Origin of the sequence: Shewanella amazonensis SB2B (genome assembly GCF_000015245.1) — a bacterium.
Taxonomy (GTDB): domain Bacteria; phylum Pseudomonadota; class Gammaproteobacteria; order Enterobacterales; family Shewanellaceae; genus Shewanella; species Shewanella amazonensis.
On the sequence record NC_008700.1, the window covers coordinates 2,274,154 to 2,294,393 of the forward strand.

The window sequence follows — 20,240 nt, forward strand, 5'->3', positions numbered from 1 at the left end:
GACGCACAGGCAATCACGGATAAACGACATACATCATCCTCCTGCTCAGACACCGCCCCAGGGGCCCTGCACCAACTGCACTGATGGCTGCGACGGTAAGTAGCGTGCCAGCAGCGGGGAAAGTCCCTCAATCTGCAAACTGTCCTGCGGTTTGCCGCCACGGCGTTTCAGCAAGGCAAGTTCCAGCCTGTCGGAGTTACCGCCAGGGGTTAACCCCACACGCAGCGGCAAAGGATTACCCTCAATGGCATCAGTCACCAGAATAATGGCCAGACAGCCGCCCTTTTCCGCCGCCAGCTGCAAACGCCGGGCTTCAGTCAGGCTTAAACGGTCAAGCCAGCCCAGCAACAAACGGCAGCCACCACTGGCCAGACTCTGCTCTATGGCCCAGAGTTTGTCTTTACGTGCGTTGACATCCACCAGGCAAAAGCCTTCCGGCCGCAGTCCATGTTGCAATAAGTACTGGGGATTCAGTTGCCAAGGGGCACCAACCAACATCACCGGGGTGTCGTTTTCGCCCTGTATACACCTGAGCAGTGGCGTTAACAGCAGCATTGACTGCGAACCCGGTACCGGGCAGCTCAGTTCACACACCCCATGGCGAGGCCAGCCGTTGTCGGGCAAGGCGGCATCCAGCGCCTCAAAACCGGTTGCATAACCGGGCTGCTGGCAGGTTTGTTGTCCAAGCCAGATATCCTGGCGGCCAAGTTGTTTGGAAAGCTCTTGTGGACTGGTTTTCATGGGGGCACCTGTGTCTGAACCGGGTTTCGGTATCCAAATCACCAATAACTGTATATTTATACAGTATAACAATTATGACAAACTTGCCAATCCTCTGGGATCTGAAAAGACAAGGTGTATAATGCGAATCATTTTTATTTATGAGTCTGTGCGATTGTCATGAAGTTGTCCCGCCATCACCCCTTTGCCCGCCTGCAATGGCGCCTGTTTGGCTATTTCGGTTCCTCCTTGTTGGTGATTTTGTTATTGGCCAGTCTGATCGAAGCCATGGTGCTGCACCAACTGTTGGTGTTGCCCAAAGAGACCAAGGCAAAGCTGTCGATGCTTGCTCAAGAGGCCGAAGCTCTCATTAAACAGGGCTCCCCCCAGGCGATTGCCCAGTGGGAGGCGGCGCAGTCGTTCCGCTTGCATGTGATTAACAGCCGTCTAGAAGGCGTCAGCGGCCGCCCCATTCATCCGCACTTTGAATTTAAGCTGGGATTTATGCTTGGACCGGATCAGGCGCTGGGGGATCGGGTGCAAAAGCCCATCATCGGCTTGCCGATTTATGCCACCTTAGATGGCAGCGGACCTCTGCTTTTGGCAGTGCAGCTTAATGCCGATCTTCATCCGGCCAAGGATCTCAGTTACAGCCTGTGGGCCATTCGGTTAACCGTGGGATTATTTGTGCTATGGCTTTTCAGTCGCCTGCTGGGACATTACCTCATCAAACCGCTGGCGACGTTGCAACAGGGCACCCGCGCCTTGGCAAGCGGTAAACTCAGTACCCGCATCGGCGAGCACTTTTCGGCGGCTGAACCTGAGTTTTATCAGCTCGGTCACGACTTTGATGAAATGGCGGATGTGATTGAACGCACCCTCACCACCCAGGAGCGCCTGATCCGCGACGTGTCCCATGAACTGCGCACCCCGCTTGCCCGGCAAAAGCTGGCCGCTGAATTGCTGGAGAGCGACCTGGCAGACACCTCGCCTTACCTTAAGCGGATCCACGCTGAAAACAGCGAACTCAGCCGCCTGATAGACACACTTCTGGGTTACAGCCGCCTCGCCAGTGGTTATCAGGCCGCGCGCAGCACATCATTTACCCTGCACGAGCTGGCTTGCTCACTTCTGGGGGATTGCCGCTTTGAAGCGGCGCCAACACAAAGTATCGAGTGGCAGGCTTTGAGCGCCTGCAAGTATATCGCCCTTGAAACCGATCAAAGTCTGCTGCTGCGGGCGCTGGAAAACCTGGTGCGCAACAGCCTTAAATACGCAGGAACTGAATGTCATATTCAGATAAGCAGCCACTGCGATGATAGCTGGCTCACTATCACAGTGGAGGATGATGGTCCGGGTATAGATGACACCAAACTCGAGACCCTGTTTCATCCCTTTACCCGCTTTGATGAGGCCCGTCATGCCAGTCAGGGCGGCTTTGGGCTGGGGCTTGCCATAGTGCGGGAGTGTATGCGTCTGCTCGGCGGCGATGTCTCGGCCGGGCGAAGTGAACTTGGTGGGTTGGAAGTTAAGCTGTTGCTGCCGATGCGGCTTAAAAGGCTGGCCGCTACCGACAAGGCAATTTAGTATAGGTGCATGAATTGCTTTTGGAAGGTGCGCGGATGTCCAGCCTGAGTCCAAGCCGGATTTGGCATATAGTGACCCTCATTCCCGAGGGCAAGGTGCTCAGTTATGGTAAGGTGGCCGACCTTGCCGGTTTGCCCGGCCGCGCTCGCTATGTGTCTCGGGCCCTTAAGCTGGCACCGGACAGTCTGGCGCTGCCCTGGCACAGGGTGATAAACAGCCAGGGCAAAATTGCCTTTCCCAAAGACACTGAGCCTTTTCGGCAGCAGCAGGAAAGCCTGCGTCTTGAGGGGGTTATCGTGAACCAAGGCAAAATCAACTTGTCTGAATATGAGTGGCGACCCGACATGGCCACCCTGATTTTGAGTCTGCCTTACTGATGCCAAGGAGCTGTATGCGCAAGTTTCTGTTATCCCTTGCCCTGCCACTGTTGAGTATTAATGCGTATGCACAAAACTCACTGTCGCCCTTTGAGGCCGACTACAAGGTGCTGTACGGCGATATTGGCCTGGGCAAGGCCCATTTCAGCCTGCCGGCACCCGAGGGCAACTATTACGAATACAATTTTACCAGCGAGCTGAGTTTGCTGTTTTTAAGCGATGAGCGCAGTATCAAGAGTAAATTCCGCCGCACCGACCACGGCCTCGAGCCCATGGTGTTTATCCATCAGCGCACGGGTACCGGCAGTGATTTCAGCGAGCAGGTGGCCTTTTTGAAAGACAAGTCCATCGTGCGCAGCAACTACAAGGGTGAGCATGTTGAACTGCCGTTTGAGAACAAGCTCTACGACACCATGATGGTGCAGTTGCAGTTCCGTCAGGATCTGATTGAAGGCAAAGACAGCCTCGAATACCACATGGTGAAAGACAACGAGATTGATGATTACTCCTTCAAACGCATGGGTGAAGAAGTGCTGAATATCGATGGCACCGAGTACCGTACCCTGCGCCTTGAAGTCATTCGCGACAGCAAAAAACGTAAAACCGTGGTGTGGATGGCCCCGGATTTGGCCTACCTGCCGGTACGCATGACTCACTTTGAAAAAGGCGACAAGCAGCTGGATGTACAGCTGACCGGTTATCGTTTTTCCGACACCCAGGCCGCACCGCTGGCAGCCAACCCTTAAGCTGTGAAATGAACAACAAAAAAGCCGGCAATGCCCGGCTTTTTTCTTCATTATGCTGTGTCAGCACATTCCGCGTTATGCGCACGTATCCGTGTTTGCCACGAATGTGCCGCCGCCAACCACTTCGCCTTTGCAGAACAGCTGCCATTGACCGGGCTGCATGATGTTCCAGGCCTCGTTATCGGTTAATGGCCGGGTAGCTATCACGGTAACCACATCATTGGGGGTGGTTTCCTTGTCAAAATCAATCACCACATCGGTATCAATCAACTTGGCCTTGCCAAAAGGCGCGCGGCGGGTGATATGGCTTAAGTTGTTGCTGCAAAAGCACATCAGGTAGTTGCCTTCCGAGAGGATCATATTGAACACCCCAAGCGCACGAATTTCTTCGGCAAGTTCTGCCACGTAAGCAAACACAGGCAACATGTCATCGGGGCGCTCATCGCCAAAGCGGGCCACCAGCTTTTCCAATATCCAGCAAAACGCCAGTTCACTGTCAGTATCCCCAACCGGACGGAAACGGCGCACCGCAAACTTATCTTTATAGTCACTGAGCTGACCGTTGTGGGCATAGGTCCAGTTAAGGCCCCATAACTCCCGGTCAAAGGGGTGGGTGTTTTCCAGTGCAACACAACCACGGTTGGCCTGACGGATATGGCTTATCACGGTTTCGCTTTTAATCGGGTATGACTTAATCAAGCGGGCAATGTGTGATTCGCTGGATGGACAGGCGTCTTTAAAGGTGCGGCTGCCCTTGCCTTCATAAAAGGTAATGCCCCAGCCATCCACATGGGGGCCAGTTACCCCGCCACGCTCCGCCAGCCCGGTAAAACTGAACACAATGTCAGTGGGCACGTTGGCACTCATCGCCAATAACTCACACATAATCAAGGCACCTGAAGGTCACAAATACAACAACTAACTTATTGTAACTTTGCCCTTTGTTGATGGGAATGGCGAAGGGCTCGAAAAAATTTAAACATTTGTTTGAAAAATGCTTGTGTTCGCTCACAGTTGGATTTACTTTTTAATGCGACACAGGTCTGACCACACACTATACTTGTGATCAGGATCGCTTATATGACCCGCCTGGAGAAGGGTTATGAATAAAGGAGAACGAGAGTGACTACCCTACTTTGGAGTATCGCGCTGCTTGTGGTGCTTGGTGCCTGCGCTTATTTGCGGGTGTCATTGCTGACCGCCACGGCCGCAGCCGCCATTATGTTGACCGCAGGATGGACCTTGGATGTTGTTGGCCTTTGGGGCGGCATCATCTTTTTGATTATCGCCCTTCCTCTGAATATCAGCAGTATTCGTCAGAGCCTGATCACCCGCCCGCTGCTGAAAGTTTACCGAGGCATCATGCCCGAGATGTCTTCCACTGAAAAAGAAGCCATCGACGCCGGTACCACCTGGTGGGAAGCCGATCTGTTCGCCGGTAATCCTAACTGGAAGAAGCTGCACAATTACCCGACCGCCCGCCTTTCTGCCGAAGAACAGGCCTTTATCGACGGCCCGGTTAACGAAGTGTGCCGCATGGTGAACGAGCATCAGGTATCCCATCAGTTCGCTGACCTGCCTGCTGACGTGTGGCAGTACCTGAAAGACAACGGCTTCTTCGCGATGATCATCAAGAAGAAGTACGGTGGTCTTGAGTTCTCCGCCTACGCCCAATCCCGCGTACTGCAAAAGCTGGCTGGTGTTTCCAGCGAGCTGGCATCCACCGTGGGCGTACCAAACTCCCTCGGCCCTGGTGAACTGTTGCAGCACTACGGTACGGCCGAGCAGCAGGACCACTACCTGCCACGTCTGGCCAAGGGTCTTGAAGTACCTTGTTTTGCCCTGACCAGCCCGGAAGCCGGTTCTGATGCAGGCTCAATTCCTGACTACGGTGTTGTCTGCAAAGGCATGTGGAAAGGTGAAGAAGTGCTGGGTATGAAGCTCACCTGGAACAAGCGCTACATCACCCTGGCTCCTATCGCGACTGTGCTTGGTCTGGCGTTCAAACTGCGTGACCCTGAGCGTCTGCTTGGCGGCGAAGAAGAGCTCGGCATCACCTGTGCCCTTATTCCTACCGATGTGGAAGGCGTGGAAACCGGTCGTCGTCACTTCCCACTCAACTGTATGTTCCAAAACGGCCCAACCCGCGGTAAAGACGTGTTTGTGCCCTTAAGCTTTATCATTGGCGGCCCGAAAATGGCCGGTCAGGGCTGGCGTATGCTGGTGGAATGTTTGTCGGTTGGCCGCGGCATTACCCTGCCATCCAACTCTGCCGGTGGCGTGAAAACTGCTGCACTGGCAACCGGCGCCTATGCCCGCATCCGCCGACAGTTCAAGCTGCCTATCGGTAAGCTGGAAGGTATTGAAGAGCCAATGGCGCGCATCGGCGGTAACGCCTATCTGATGGACGCTGTGACCTCGCTGACCACCACAGGTATCGATCTGGGTGAAAAGCCATCGGTTATCTCGGCCATCGTGAAGTATCACCTCACCGATCGTATGCAGAAATGCGTAATCGACGCCATGGACATCCACGGCGGTAAAGGCGTGTGCCTTGGCCCCAACAACTACCTGGGCCGTGGTTATCAGGCTGCGCCTATTGCCATTACCGTGGAAGGCGCCAACATCCTCACCCGCTCTATGATCATCTATGGTCAGGGCGCCATTCGCTGCCATCCATACGTACTGGCCGAAATGGACTCTGCCTTCGATAAAGACGTGCGTCAGGGCCTGAATAAGTTCGATGCGGCTCTCTTTGGCCATATCGGCTTTACTATCAGCAATCTGATTCGCAGTGTGTGGATGGGCCTGACTGGCAGCCGCTTCTCTAACGCGCCATACGGCGACAAGACCAAGCGCTACTACCAGCACATGAACCGTTTCAGTGCCAACCTGGCGTTGCTGTCTGATCTGGCCATGGCCACCCTGGGCGGAAACCTGAAGCGTAAAGAGCGTATCTCTGCCCGTCTTGGCGATATGCTCAGTCAGCTGTATCTGGCCTCCGCCACCTTGAAACGTTATCAGGATGAAGGCCGTCAAACTGAAGATCTGCCGCTGGTACAGTGGGCGGTTGAAGATGCCCTGTTCAAACTGCAAGCCTCTTTGGATGAGCTGCTGGACAACTTCCCTGCCGGTCTGGGCGGCGTGCTGCGCGTATTGCTGCTGCCTTTCGGTCGTCCACTGAAGCGTCCAAGCGATGTACTGGACCACAAGGTTGCCAAAATCATGCAAACCCCTTGTGCCAGCCGTGAGCGTCTGGGTCAGGGCCAGTTCTGGGAAGCCTGCGACAACAACCCTGTGGGTGTTCAGGAACAGACTTTCAAGGACATCCTTGCCGCTGAGCCCCTGTACGACAAGGTATGCAAAGCTGCCGGTAAGCGTCTGCCCTTCATGTGGCTGGATCAGGTGGCTGCCGAAGGTAAGGCACTGGGCATTCTGTCTGATGCCGAGATCGCCCTGCTGGAGAAAGCCGAGATTGGCCGTATGAAGTCTATCAACGTAGACGACTTCGACCCAGCCGAGCTGGTGGCGCAAACCACCACTGGCAAGTCTCAGGAGCAAGCGGCGTAAGTGCTGCGACTCCAGATAAAAAAGGCGCCTCTGGGCGCCTTTTCTGTTATTGCTGATTGCAACAGTGGATCAAGTGGTCGTCGGACTCCTGCTTAGATATCACCAATTGGTGAATGTTTTGTCTCAGGCTTTGAGCGGTTGATTGCCTTCACCGCCTCCCTCTTTGAGTGCCGGACTGCCAACGGTTTCTTCTTCAAAGCCTGCGTTCGCCTCACTGGCCGCTTCACGGGCCGCGTCTTCCTGCTCACGGGCCAGCTTTTCAAGCGCAGCGCGTTCAGCGTCTTCTTTCTCAGCCAGAGCCTTCTCAAGCGCTTCTTTTTCCTGCTGCTCTTTGGCGTATTGCTGCGACTCAACCGGGATCAAACTGATAAGCTCAATGCCAGTGGCCGGGATGTCGCTGCCGGCGGTGACAATACGCAACTTTTCATCCTGCAGATACACCAATGGCAGCACGCTTTCACCGTAGCGGCGCATAAAATCCACCAGCGTAAAACTTTCCCTCAGGGTGGTACTCTTCAAGATGGCGCCTTTCGCCATCTGGCTGGCGATTTTGGCGTAAGAAATCCCTTCGCCAAACAGGCACAATCGCTTCATGTAAACTTCAGAGGCCAGATGACGGGCGCTGGAGCCTTCCATATTGTTCAGCCCAAAAACCTTTTCGGCGCCAAAATAATCCTGAAAATGAAAACTCACCAAAGGATTTAGCTGCCGGTAAGGTGATACCACCAGCACCCGACCGATGCCGGTCAAGTCCAGATAAGTCTCGGCGTGTTCCGATGCCGGATTGCCAAAGTAAACAGGGATGTTGTCCATCCGCGCCAGACGAATATTGTCCCAGTTAGTATCGGCAAGGATGACTTTGATATTTTTAGTCTTCAACAATTTGGCAAAGGTGCGGGAAAAGCTCGAGGCTCCAAAGAGCAGCAGTCCCTGGGCAGAGTCGGCCTTGACTTTAAGCAGTCGGGCCCAGGTGCCTGCTGAAAGACTTTGAATAACCACAGTGCCGATAATAATCAGAAACACCAGAGGCACAATTTTCTCGGCGCCAGGCACGCCCTGCTCTTCAAGCTTGATGGCAAACAGCGAGGAAACGGCCGCCGCCACAATTCCCCGTGGCGCCACCCAACTTAAAAACCACTTTTCGGGGGCCGTAAGATTGGTGCCTATGCCTGACAGCCACACGCTGAGTGGCCGGGCAATCAGCATGGCAACGGCGAGCACTCCAATGCCGCCCCAGCCTAAATCCAGCATGGCAGTGGAGTCGAGCCTTGCCGCCAGCAAAATAAACAGCGCCGAAATCATCAGTACCGTCAGGGTTTCTTTAAACTCGAGAATATCGGCAATGTCTACCCCGCGCATATTGGCAAGCCAAATACCCATCACTGTTACCGTGAGCAGACCCGATTCTTCCTGCAGCAGATTCGAGCCCACAAAGGTGCCCAGCATCACGGTGAGCACGGCGGTGTTTCTCAGATAATGCGGCAAGAGATCTTTGCGAAGCACCCAGCCCACCACATATCCCATGGCGGCTCCGACACCAAAACCCAGCGCCAAAATCGAGCCGAATGACATCAAAATGTGCTCGGTGGCATTTTGGGAGGCCGCGATATATTCAAATACCAATACCGCCAGCACAGCGCCAATGGGGTCAATCACTATGCCTTCCCAGCGAAGGATACTGGCAAGCTGGGACTTGGGACGTACACTCCTTAGCATGGGCACTATCACTGTGGGACCTGTCACCACCACCAAAGCACCGAATAACCAGGCCAGCGCCCAATCAAATCCCATAAAGTAGTGAGTCGCAAGGGAGATTGCCACCCAGGTCACCACCATACCTATGGTCACGAGGTGGGTTACCATTCGACCATAGTCTTTGATTTCTTTGAAGTTAAGCGTCAATGCACCTTCAAATAAGATGATGGCAACACCCAGAGAAATCATCGGGAACAGAAGATCGCCAAAAATGGCATCGGGCTTGAGAAAACCAAGCCCGGGCCCAAGCAGCAGGCCACAGAGGAGCAGAGGCAAAATGGCTGGAAGCCTTAACTTCCAACCCAGCCACTGGCAAAACAACGAAAGCACTCCAATAAGCGCCAGAATGCCGGTGATATGTTCAACCATGTATTAATCCTTGAACAGAAGATCCCTGAAAGTAAGATCACAGTAGCAGCCAAATGTGTCTGTTTCATCTTATCTATTTTTATGCAGAGCGCCACGGGGCAAACAACACTGAGCCACCTCAAAAGGTACACAGCGTCAGTAAATCCCTGATAAGGCGCACAGCCATGGCTAACCATGGTTAGAGGAGCATCCAGACTGCGGCAACTTCGCTACATATCCGTCAGACGGATATCCACGCACATTGATATTTAGCCCTCCGATTGATGGATACAACTTTTAACAGTTAAGAATGTTTCCATCATGTTATAACTAATGCCCATCTATGTAGCGCTGCCGTGGTATTTCGCGGGGGAATAATGTCTGCGGTAATAAGAACTATCATTTATCTAATGCTTTTGCACTTTGGTAACGCCTGGTCCGCACCTGAAAAAATTGCACAAAACGTAGACTTTGACTCAGACAACATTTCCGCAATCCTGATTGATAAACAAGGTTTTATGTGGCTTGGAACCCAAGATGGGTTGTTCTTTTACGATAGCTATCAACTGGAGAAATTCAGGCCGGATGCTGATACGCCGGGCACCATCGCAGCTTTGGATATACGCAATCTCTATCTGAGTCGGGACAACAGTCTCTGGATATCCACTAACAGCGGTGGCCTCAGTCGATTCAACCCGGACACCCGCACTTTCACTAATTACCGCCACAATTCCGAAGATATTAATTCCCTGTCCAATGACAGTGTTTATGACGTCGCTGACGGCCCTGACGGTGAGCTTTGGGTAGCGACTCAGATTGGATTAAACCGATTAAATCCGGCAACCGGACAAGTGCGCCGGTACCTTAAAGACGACACAAACGCCGCGTCCCTGCCCTCAAACTATGTTTACACGCTTTTTGTCGACAGCAGCAACCGGCTTTGGATTGGAACCATTGGCGGTGGACTGGCGTATTGGGCAGGTGAAACCCAAGGATTCATCAGTTTAGAACTGCCCAATGTGATAACGGATGTATTTTCCATCGTCGAACAGGATGGAAAATATTTGTGGGTCGGCACCCGCCAGGGGTTGCTCAGGATAACGCTGGACAACCTACTCGTCAGACGTATCCAGCCAGATCAGGGCAATGAGCCGGAATTGATGATTATTTCATTACATCTGGACGCCAATCAGCTGGTTTTAGGTACCTTTGGCCAAGGCCTCAAGTTTTACAACACTGATACCAATCAGCTCAGTCATGCTAGCCAGGATATCCCAGGCGCCAAAGACACCATTACCAGCATGGTAAAAGACAGCACCGGGCAGCTTTTTTATGCCACCTGGGGACGAGGAGCCTATAAGCTGGATGTGACCGAGCGAAATAAATCGGATGACGGTACAGCCAAGCGCACGTCACTCTCTTTGCCTAATGTCGCAGCGATGTACGCAAAATCCGGCAGTAATAAAGCCTGGGTTGGCTCTTTCAGTGATGGCCTGCACTGGCTTGATCTCGACACCCAACGACTGAATAGATTCACCCCCAGTACATCAGCCAATAACATTAATGGCGTGCTGAGCATTGCTTCCTTTGGAGCGGACGAGCTACTGGTTGGAACATCGGAAGGCTTATGGCATCTGATTGGCAATGGCACGGTGAAAGCGCATTTTTCTCACCAGCCTGAAGAGACGGGCTCAATTGGCAAGGGCTTTGTTAGAGTGCTGCAACCCGATGACAGTGGCGATGTCTGGGTCGGCATCGGAGGTGATGGCCTATACAAATACCATCCCGACAGCGGAACATTCAGTTCATATACGCACGACCCTTCAGTACCGGATTCCCTGAGTGGAAATTACATCACCTCACTTCTGATAGATGGTCCTTACCTTTGGGTGGGCACCCGCTCAAATGGCTTGAATCTCTGCCAGAAAGACAGCATGTCCTGTCAGCGTCTTCAGGTACATAACAGTGGGTTAAACCACTTTTACATCTCCGATATCGCAAAGGACGACCTGGGTAATATTTGGGTTGGTACCGATGGCGGCGGTTTACACAAGGCTGAATTCCACCGGACTGGTGTCAAGACAGAAGTTCGTATCACGCCAGAGCCGGGATTGGCTGCAGACTCGATTAAATCCATTTTACCGGGAGCATCAGGCGAAGTTTGGTTTACAACAAGTGATGGACTATTCAGCTATCACTCAAACCAAAAGCGCTTTCACAAGGCAACAGACAGGGTACTGAACGGCCTGGGTGGATTTTCGCAACGTTCTCGAGCAAGCACTGGCGAGTTCAACCTGCTTGGCACCAATAATGGTGTGTATCTCTTTTCGTCGATATCCAACGTCGAGCCCGAGACCCAATTCCCTGTCCGATTCACTCAGATTGTATCTGATAGCCTGGCAAACCCAATTTTAAACACTGCAATTCAAGACCCTTTCCAAATGTCGGTCCCCTGGGGTGGCTGGCTGAATGTGGAGTTTGCCCTGCTGGACTTTGGCTCATCGGCTCATAGCTATCAATATCGCATGTCTTCTGAGAGCCAATGGATATCGCTGAATAACATGCACCATTTGAATTTCTATAAGCTCGATCCAGGTGTACACCGTCTTGAAGTGCGGGGAAGAGGCATAAACCAGGCATGGAGCCAACCGGCAACACTGCACCTCACAGTGATCCCCCCCTGGTGGCGAAATACCACCTACATCGGCTTATTACTGGTGTGCATCGCATTAGTGGCGGTGAGTTATCACAGGTTTCGGATGGCAAGATGGGAAAGATATACCCGTCATCTCAATGCGCTGAAAGAAGAGAAGCTCGCTGTGATTGAAAAGCTCAGGCAAAACGAACAACATCTGAAATCCGCGTTTGAAGGAATGCGTAATCTGGCCACCCGCCTGCAATATGCCAAGGAAGAAGAGCGTAAATCCATTTCCCGGGAACTTCATGATCAATTCGGTCAATCACTCACTGCCACTCAGATAAGCCTGCAACTGTTCCGGCGCCAACACCCCGGTGACCCGAAACTGATAGATACCTGTATTACGACTATCCAGGCCATGATTAAGCAGGTACGCGCAATCTCGTTCGATTTACGTCCCAGTCTTCTGGACGACGTTGGTTTGGTTGCAGGTCTTCACCACCAGCTCAATAAGATGTCATCGTCATTGACGCACCCCATTATCTTTAATGCAGACACAGATATACCTGAACTTAGCCCCGAGCTGACCATTACTCTATTCAGGGTAATTCAGGAGTCAGTCACCAATGCCATTCGCCATGCAAATGCCACGCGAATTGAAGTAAAGCTTTACCCAGACGGTGACAAGATCAAGGCCGAGGTTTCTGATAACGGCGTTGGCTTCGAACCCGGTGGCATTTCCGCTAAAGTCAGCAAAGGTGGCCATTTGGGCCTATTGGGTATTGAGGAGCGGGTAAAGTCCCAAAACGGTAATTTGAATATCAAAGCCATTCCCCATGGCGGAGTCTCCATTTCAGTTGAGTTTCCTTATGAAAAGTAACAATAGCGTCGTATTGGTAGATGATCATGAACTGGTTCGCGCTGGAATACGCACCTTATTACATACCATTGACTCAATCGAAGTGATTGGTGAATGTGGGGATGGCCTCGAGGCAGTGGCATTGGTAAGGCGGCTTAAGCCCAAGCTGCTGGTATTGGACATCTCGATTAAAAGCTTAAGTGGAATGGAAGTTGTCAAACTGATTTCAAACCAGGCAATACCGGTAAAGATCTTAATTCTTTCCATGCACAATAACGTCGAATATGTGGCCAAATGCTTAAAAAACGGGGCACATGGTTATCTCTTAAAAGATGCTGCGGTCGATGAGCTTGAGCCGGCTATCACAAACGTCCTGCTGGGCCACAGCTACATCAGCAAAGAAATTGATATCAGCCTCCTGGAGCAATTACTGTCTACCAATCAATCGGCTCCATCCCTGCTTGAACTCTTAACCAACAGGCAAAAGCAAATCCTTCAGCTCATAGCTGAAGGTTATTCCACACGACAAATTGCCGAGTCTATCAGTGTCAGTATCAAGACGGTCGAGACACACAGGGCCCACATAATGGCAAGATTACAAATTTTTGATATTGCGGGACTGGTACGATTTGCGTTACAAGAAAAACTTATCCCCTGAAACGACAACATGCTTAACATCAAGCGTGTTATGTAAATGAATAATAATACCTTTCGCTAACTCCCATTGCCGGTTGGGTGTGTTGCAGTGAACCTCATGGGTGCTATTTTTTGCAGTGCTTATCCTATGCTACAACCTACATCGGCGATACACTGTGTAACAAATGAAAAACAACTTCAAAACACTTTAAGTTGTTGATAAATATGAATAGAACTCACGACCAGCAGGAAATCAAAAAAGATATAAATCCTGAATGCTAGCGAAAAAACAGTCTCACTATCTAACAATGACATCATCTTAAGTGTTTTTATACATCAACAAAAGAAATCACACCTTTAAAGAAATTCGCAAAACCAATACACTGACCTAAACAAGCCTAATTAATCAGCAAAATAATTCACAACATCCCCACTTAATCAGGCATATCATCTGCCTGGTAGAGATTACACTTAAGAGCATCAAACGCCAATTCTATCTCCCCTAACGTTTAATAATCAAAAAATCAGGGATTCCCTGATATATGCCAAAAGTCCGAATTGCTAGCTTGAAACCATGGTAGTACCCCCTACCAAAGCTCAAGTCATAAAAACAATTAGGATACTTCATGAAATTCAAACCCTACCTGTTGGCGCTGCTCCCAGCGCTGGTGTTGCTTGGCTCGCCGGCTCAAGCAGCAAAACTTAAACCACAAAATTTGAAACAACTTATCAGTGAATCCGAAAGCATTCTGTCCGGGCAGGTTCAATCTGTCACAGACGGAATTTCGAACCAGGGTGTTCCCTACACAGAGGTCACAATCAAGGTGAATAACGCGGCCAAAGGCCAGCATGAGAAAAACTCCATCTACACATTTCGTCAATTTGGATTAACCAAACCCAGGGCCAATGCAAACGGCACCAAGCTGCTGGCCGTATCGCCAGAGGGCTTTCCCCGCTGGAATGCCAATGAAACTGTCATTGTATTCATGCACAAAGCAGCAAAGCTGACTGGACTGCGTACCACTGCGGGTATGGCTAACGGTAAGTTCGTGGTTCAGGGCGGCAAAGTCAGCAACGAATTCAATAACTTTGGCGTGTTCAATGACATTGAATTTGCTCAGGGCCTGTTGTCCGAGTCAGAAAACACCATGCTGAAAACGACCGGTGCCTTTAGTGCGACAGACTTTATGAGCCTGGTTGGAAAAGCGGTTTCAGAGCAATGGATCAGCAATGGGAAGATGAAATAATGAAACTCAATAAATTTACTGTTGCAATACTTGGCATGCTGAGTGCGGGCTCCGCACTGGCCGCTGGCCCACTGCTCACGTCGGATGACACCAATCCCAAGCCCTATGTCTGGGACACGTCAAAAGGGTCGATTCCCGTTTATGTCGATGGCGGCGCCGCGTTTACCTACGATTACGATGGCAGCGTGTTTTTGTCTATCGATCGCGCCAGAGAGATTACCCAATTTGCCTTTGATCAGTGGAACAACGTAGAAACATCCACGTTCCGGGCTGATATTGCAGGCACAATTCAGGACAAAACCGGCATCGCCGATGTAACAGGTGCCAATGCCGCTGAAATCTATACCAAGCAAAATGGTTATGGCTTCTGGGTACTGTATGACACAGACGGCAGTATCCTCGAAGACTTTTTCGGGGTACCGAAAAGTGCCGTACTGGGTATCGCCTTCCCAGAAATTGCCGATGAAAACAACGTGATTATCGAAGCCACCGCGGTACTTAACGGTTGGAACGTCTACGTTAACGATACCGAAGGCAACCAGGTAGCCGGTGTGTTTACCCATGAATTTGGCCATGCGATTAACCTGTCACACTCCCAGACCAATGGCCAATTGGGTTACATCAGCAACACCTTTGAGCCTCTCTACCCCGGCGTTGCCGGTTGCGGTGTAGAGCCGATACACGCCTATAACTGGCCGGATTGGTATGCCCCAACCAATCCTGCAGATCCCGAGATCATTGAAACCATGTTCCCCTTTATCAGCCACAACGGCGCTGGCGGAACAGCCCAAAGCACGGTCAATGTGCTGGATGACAAAGTCTCAATTTCCAATCTCTATCCAACCGATGCCTACAAAACCGGCTTTGGCGCAATCGAAGGCAAACTTCGTCTCAAGGATGGCCAGACCGAATACAGTGGCGTCAATATCATTGCCCGTAACCTCAGCGATCCGCTGATGGATGCGGTGTCCGCTCAGTCGGGTTATCTGACTCAGGGGAAGGTGGGCCCCGATGGCTATTTCAAAATCAACGGCCTGACTCCTGGACAAAGCTATGTGCTTTACACCGAAGAGATCCAGGTTGGCGGATATCCAACCCGTCAGATGCCCATCGTCTCGGTGGCCGAATACTGGAATGAGAATGAGGGAAGCGATCCAGTCACTGATAATCAGTGTGATTTCACCCCGATTGTTGCCGAAGCCGGCAAAACCAAGCAGGCCGATCTCACCTTTAACGGCTATGACGACGGCATCAACTTCCGCCCCATCGTCAACGCATTCCTGACGGATCTTGCCAAAAATGGCCGCTCTTCCATGGGTACCATCATGGGGTATGGCTTTACCTGGAATGAGACCAAGGGCTTTGAAATGCTGCCCGATTATGTCACGGCTGAGACAGGTCGCATGAACCGCAACGGCAGCAAAATTCTTGTGAATGCAGATCAGGATCGCAACGGCGTCAGCGCCCCGGCAATCTGGTCTGATTCCAAAGGCGTGATGCCTCTGGGCGACTTCACCGGTAACAGCTGTGGCGGTGGCACGCAACATGGTACCGAAGCGGCTTCCGCGTGGGATATTGACGACGCCGGTAATACGGTTGTGGGCTTGGCTTACAAGGATGTCGACGGCAATGGCATGTGCTACGAGTACGACAAAGGCGAGCTGGTTCCTTTCATCTGGACACCGAAAGCTGGCATGCATGAGCTGGACACCCAGGATGTTGACTGGAACATCAACTCCTGGGTACGAGCCCATGCCATTTCAGGTAATGGCGAAGTGGCTCTGGGATCACTCGATGGCTGGGAAGCGGTCGCTTGGGTAAATGAAGGGAAAATGATCAACCTTTACCAAAAGGCCGGTGCAACTGAAGCGAACGCCGCATCTTACGATGGCAAAACCATCGCTCTGGCGACTGAAGCAGGCAATGTACTGCTTTGGGATCACAGCAAACCCGACAGCAATGCCTTCACCGATATTGGTGGTCTGAAATGGTGTGAAGATGTGCCCTTTGTACTCTGGGGTCAGAATGCCTGCGACGAAATGGGTGCTGAATGGGTTCACAGTATTTTTGGTGAATTCGCAGGTTTGATCCCATTCGATATGAGTGACAACGGCGATGTCATCATAGGTCGCGCAGGTGACTTCTGGGCGGGCTTTGTTGGCGCTATCTACATCAAAGAGCTCGGCTGGATGACGCTGGATAACTTCTTCGCCAAACAGGGCGTGATGGAAGCGCTCAACTCCTCAATGAATAACCCACTGTCCATCAGCGCTTCTGGCAGCAAAATGGTGGGGGGTATCGCTGGTGCCATGATCTCATACCATGTTGATATGACAGAGGTTTATGTCTGTGAAAACGGTAACTCAATCAAGACAGGCTTCCCCAATGGTCTGATAAACAAAGTGAAATCCGGTGCTCAGTTCGGTCGCTGTGAACACTTGAATTAATAGCAGGTGTGGAGAGGCGCTAATGCAGGCGCTCTCCTTTTCACAAGACTTAAATCCAGAGGGCCATGTCAGTTGGCACTGAACATGGCCAGACATTTCAGGAAATCGCAGTGTCAGAGCAACAGCCGATGGAATTGACTACAAATGCGTTGCGCAACTGGCCTGCTATTTACCAACAACTTTCAGGAACACAAATGAAAACAGTGAATAAAACCCTATTAGCACTGGGTATTGGTATGGCCATGGCCGCCAATGCCGCCGATGACAGATACGTTATTCAGGTAGATGCCGGGCATAAAGGCGTGGTGAAGGCCCTCGCCAAACAACTGGGCGGTAAAATTCACGCCGAGGGCAATCGCTTTTTCTCAGCCACCTTCAGCGGCAAAGATCTTGCGACCGTAAAAGGGTTATTGAACAACCCACACATTCAACTCATCGAAGAAGATGCCAAACGGGAACTGATGGGCTACAGCGACGATGTGGGCGATCCGCGCAATACACAAATCACCCCTTATGCAGTCTATCAATCTCAGGCTAATCAACTCACGCTCCAGGCAAACTCAGGCGTCAAAGTCTGTGTAATTGACTCAGGGCTCGATCGTTCAAACCCCGACTTCCTATGGCAAAACATCACGGGTGACAACGACCCCGGCACCGGCAATTGGGATCAAAATGGTGGCCCCCACGGCACCCACGTTGCCGGCACCATAGGTGCAGCCGATAACGGCTTTGGCGTGGTTGGCATGGCGCCGGGTGTCGACATGCACATCATCAAGGTATTTAACGCCAATGGCTGGGGCTATTCATCCGATCTTGCACTTGCCACCGAGAAGTGTGCTGCAGCAGGGGCAAACATCATCAATATGAGTCTGGGTGGTGGACGTCCCAACAGTACAGAAGAGAATGCCTTCAAGGAGTTCACCAAAAATGGCGGCCTGGTGATTGCAGCAGCAGGTAACGACGGTAACAACGTCAGAACCTACCCGGCTGGCTATGAGTCAGTCATGATGATTGGCGCCAACAATGCCAATGATGCAATCGCGGACTTTTCCCAGTTTCCTGCCTGCACCATTATCTACTCAGGTAAGGGCAACAAGAATAATCAGCAGATTATTGATACCACCTGCGTGGAAGTCACCGCAGGGGGCGTTGATACCCTGTCCACCTACCCTGCCGATATGGCGGTAGCGTCGGTATTAAACGCTGATGGTCAGGTACTTGGCTCTACCGGAATGGGCTACGCTGAACAAGGCAATGTCACCGGCAGCGGCTATTACATGGGCCTTGGCAAGGCAATAGATTCAGGCGCCGACGGAAAGGTCTGCCTGATTGATAGAGGCGAAATATCTTTTAATGACAAAGTCATGAATTGCCAAGCCTCCGGTGGTATTGCTGCCGTTATCATCAATAACGTTGCGGGTATGCTGTATGGCACCTTGGGCGCCGACACCACAACCGGTATTCCGGCCGTTGGCGCCACACTGGAAGACCGCAGTGCTATCCTGGCTGCAACCTCAGTTGGCGTAGAGATCAGTAGCTCAGATTATGGCTTTATGAGCGGAACCTCCATGGCGACCCCAGCCGTGAGTGGTTTGGCAGCCTTATTGTGGTCGAACCATCCAGAATGCAGTGGCAATGACATTCGCGCAGCGCTTAAAGCAACAGCCTTTGATGCCGGCGCCACCGGGAGGGATGACTACTTTGGTTATGGCATCGTCAAAGTGGCCGACGCCCATCAATACCTGTTGAGCAACCACTGCAGTGCCAAACCCATGGTAGACATCCAACTCACCACGGCTACGTACTCAGGCAAACGCGGAGAACAGGTTGAACTTAATTGGTCGGGCGCCTCAACCCGCAAGGTCAATGTGTTTCGTAATGGCGTGGTAATTACCGCCACTGCCAACGATGGTAACTTTGTTGATACGCTCAACAACCCTTATGGCATCTACACTTACCAAATCTGTGAAGATGGCACCGCGAACTGCTCTGACATTTCAAGCGTGACATTCAACTAACTGCTAAGCCGTATTAAAAGAGCGCCTGAAGGCGCTCTTTTTGTTAATGATACAACGTTATGAATCGCCACTGATTTCCTAGACACCTTTGAGTTAGATAGACTAGCGAAAAAAGAGGTGTCCATGAGCCATAAACGTTACCCCGAACAATTCAAAATCGAAGCAGTTAAACAAGTCACTGTTGCCGGCCATTCTGTTGCTGACGTTGCTCAGCGTTTAGGTACTACCACCCACAGTCTTTATGCCTGGATTAAGCGCTATGGCCCTGATTCTGAGGAACACCTTCAGCAGTCTGCTGAGTCCGCCGAAATTCGACGACTACAAAAAGAGCTTAAGCGCGTTACTGAAGAACGTGACCTGTTAAAAAAAGCCGCGGCGTACTTCGCAAGCCACCCCGAGTAAGATACGCCTTTATCCAAGAGCATCATCACAGCCACTCTGTGCGGCAACTGTGTCAGCTGTTTGATGTTCATCCGAGCGGGTATTACGCGTGGAGAAGTTGCGCCAAGTCGAAGCGACAACGCGATAATGAACGACTTACAGGCCAACTCAAACAATGTTGGCTTGAGTCTGGTGGCGTCTATGGATATCGCAAACTCCATCGAGATCTACGTGATCTTGGTGAGCAATGCGGTATTAATCGCGTATATCGCCTGATGCAGCGAGCAGGATTGCGAGCACAAGTTGGTTATCGCAAGCCTAGAGCTCGTAGTGGTGAGCCGCATGTTGTAACGCCAAATCGTTTAGAACGGCAATTTAACCCCTTAGCGCCAAACCAAGCGTGGGTGACGGATATTACGTACATCAAAACGCATGAAGGTTGGCTCTATCTTGGCGCAGTGATGGACTTGTTCTCACGTCACATTATTGGTTGGTCAATGGGCAGTCGAATCACCAAAGAACTTGCGTTAGATGCCTTATTGATGGCGGTTTGGCGTCGTAAACCTGATGGAAATGTCCTGGTTCACTCAGATCAAGGAAGCCAATACACGAGCCATGATTGGAATGAATTTCTAAGCGCTCATGGTTTGGAAGGTAGCATGAGCCGTCGGGGCAACTGCCATGATAACGCAGTAGCGGAGAGTTTCTTTCAACTGCTGAAACGTGAACGAATTAGGCGAAAAATCTATGCGACTAGGAACGAGGCAAAGATGGATGTGTTTAATTATATTGAGATGTTTTACAACCCGAAACGACAGCATAGTTCCAATGATGGGCTATCACCGTTAGAGTATGAGCGTAAGTATTTTAATGAGGCTAAAAGTCGTCTAGTGAAGTAGTGGCGATTCCCC

The 20,240-nt window shown here is 51.3% G+C and carries 13 protein-coding genes; 10 read left to right on the forward strand and 3 right to left on the reverse strand.

All coding sequences use genetic code 11. The features are described from left to right. Positions 1-45: 45 nt before the first annotated feature. Positions 46-741, reverse strand: a complete 696-nt coding sequence (locus tag SAMA_RS09765; RefSeq protein ID WP_011759978.1) for a hypothetical protein — start codon at positions 739-741, stop codon at positions 46-48. Between the two features lie 159 nt (positions 742-900). Between SAMA_RS09765 and SAMA_RS09770 the strand changes: the two genes are divergently transcribed. Genes SAMA_RS09770 through SAMA_RS09780 form a run of 3 tightly spaced genes read left to right on the forward strand, consistent with a single transcriptional unit; the run spans position 901 to position 3,430 of the window. Then, positions 901-2,307 carry a histidine kinase sensor domain-containing protein gene (locus tag SAMA_RS09770; RefSeq protein ID WP_011759979.1) on the forward strand — a complete coding sequence of 469 codons (1,407 nt, stop codon included), beginning with the start codon at positions 901-903 and terminating at the stop codon, positions 2,305-2,307. Between the two features lie 35 nt (positions 2,308-2,342). Then, complete coding sequence (locus SAMA_RS09775) at positions 2,343-2,684, forward strand: MGMT family protein (protein WP_011759980.1); 342 nt, start codon at positions 2,343-2,345, stop codon at positions 2,682-2,684. Between the two features lie 14 nt (positions 2,685-2,698). Then, a complete protein-coding gene (locus SAMA_RS09780) occupies positions 2,699-3,430 on the forward strand; it encodes a DUF3108 domain-containing protein (RefSeq protein WP_011759981.1) in 732 nt (243 codons plus the stop codon). Between the two features lie 75 nt (positions 3,431-3,505). Here the strand turns inward: SAMA_RS09780 and SAMA_RS09785 are convergent, their stop codons facing one another. Further along, entirely contained in the window at positions 3,506-4,315 is an 810-nt protein-coding gene (locus SAMA_RS09785; protein ID WP_011759982.1) for a class II glutamine amidotransferase, read from the reverse strand. 237 nt (positions 4,316-4,552) lie between these two features. Here SAMA_RS09785 and fadE point away from each other — a divergent pair, with 237 nt between their 5' ends. Further along, a complete protein-coding gene (gene fadE / locus SAMA_RS09790) occupies positions 4,553-7,000 on the forward strand; it encodes an acyl-CoA dehydrogenase FadE (RefSeq protein ID WP_011759983.1) in 2,448 nt (815 codons plus the stop codon). 123 nt (positions 7,001-7,123) lie between these two features. Here the strand turns inward: fadE and SAMA_RS09795 are convergent, their stop codons facing one another. Further along, complete coding sequence (locus tag SAMA_RS09795) at positions 7,124-9,124, reverse strand: cation:proton antiporter (RefSeq protein WP_011759984.1); 2,001 nt, start codon at positions 9,122-9,124, stop codon at positions 7,124-7,126. A 356-nt stretch (positions 9,125-9,480) separates the two neighbouring features. On the opposite strand from SAMA_RS09795, the gene SAMA_RS09800 reads away from it, so the two are divergent. The 6 genes from SAMA_RS09800 to SAMA_RS09830 all read left to right on the forward strand — a co-directional run bounded on the left by SAMA_RS09800 (position 9,481) and on the right by SAMA_RS09830 (position 20,228). Continuing rightward, the gene (locus tag SAMA_RS09800) at positions 9,481-12,621 is read left to right on the forward strand and encodes a ligand-binding sensor domain-containing protein (RefSeq protein WP_011759985.1); all 3,141 of its coding nucleotides are present in this window, start codon (positions 9,481-9,483) and stop codon (positions 12,619-12,621) included. After that, positions 12,611-13,258 (forward strand): response regulator, encoded by a 648-nt coding sequence (locus tag SAMA_RS09805; RefSeq protein ID WP_011759986.1) that lies wholly within the window; start codon positions 12,611-12,613, stop codon positions 13,256-13,258. The genes SAMA_RS09800 and SAMA_RS09805 overlap by 11 nt, the downstream gene beginning before the upstream one ends. A 604-nt stretch (positions 13,259-13,862) precedes the next feature. After that, positions 13,863-14,483 (forward strand): hypothetical protein, encoded by a 621-nt coding sequence (locus SAMA_RS09810; protein ID WP_011759987.1) that lies wholly within the window; start codon positions 13,863-13,865, stop codon positions 14,481-14,483. Next, positions 14,483-16,930 (forward strand): zinc metalloprotease, encoded by a 2,448-nt coding sequence (locus tag SAMA_RS09815; RefSeq protein ID WP_011759988.1) that lies wholly within the window; start codon positions 14,483-14,485, stop codon positions 16,928-16,930. Before SAMA_RS09810 ends, SAMA_RS09815 begins: the two co-directional genes overlap by 1 nt. Positions 16,931-17,124: 194 nt before the next feature. Continuing rightward, positions 17,125-18,948 carry a S8 family serine peptidase gene (locus tag SAMA_RS09820; protein WP_011759989.1) on the forward strand — a complete coding sequence of 608 codons (1,824 nt, stop codon included), beginning with the start codon at positions 17,125-17,127 and terminating at the stop codon, positions 18,946-18,948. A 123-nt stretch (positions 18,949-19,071) separates the two neighbouring features. Continuing rightward, a protein-coding gene (locus SAMA_RS09830) for an IS3-like element ISSham2 family transposase (protein WP_086015248.1) occupies positions 19,072-20,228 on the forward strand; the annotation gives its coding sequence in 2 pieces (ribosomal slippage) (positions 19,072-19,309 and positions 19,309-20,228; 1,158 coding nt in all). Positions 20,229-20,240: the final 12 nt, after the last annotated feature.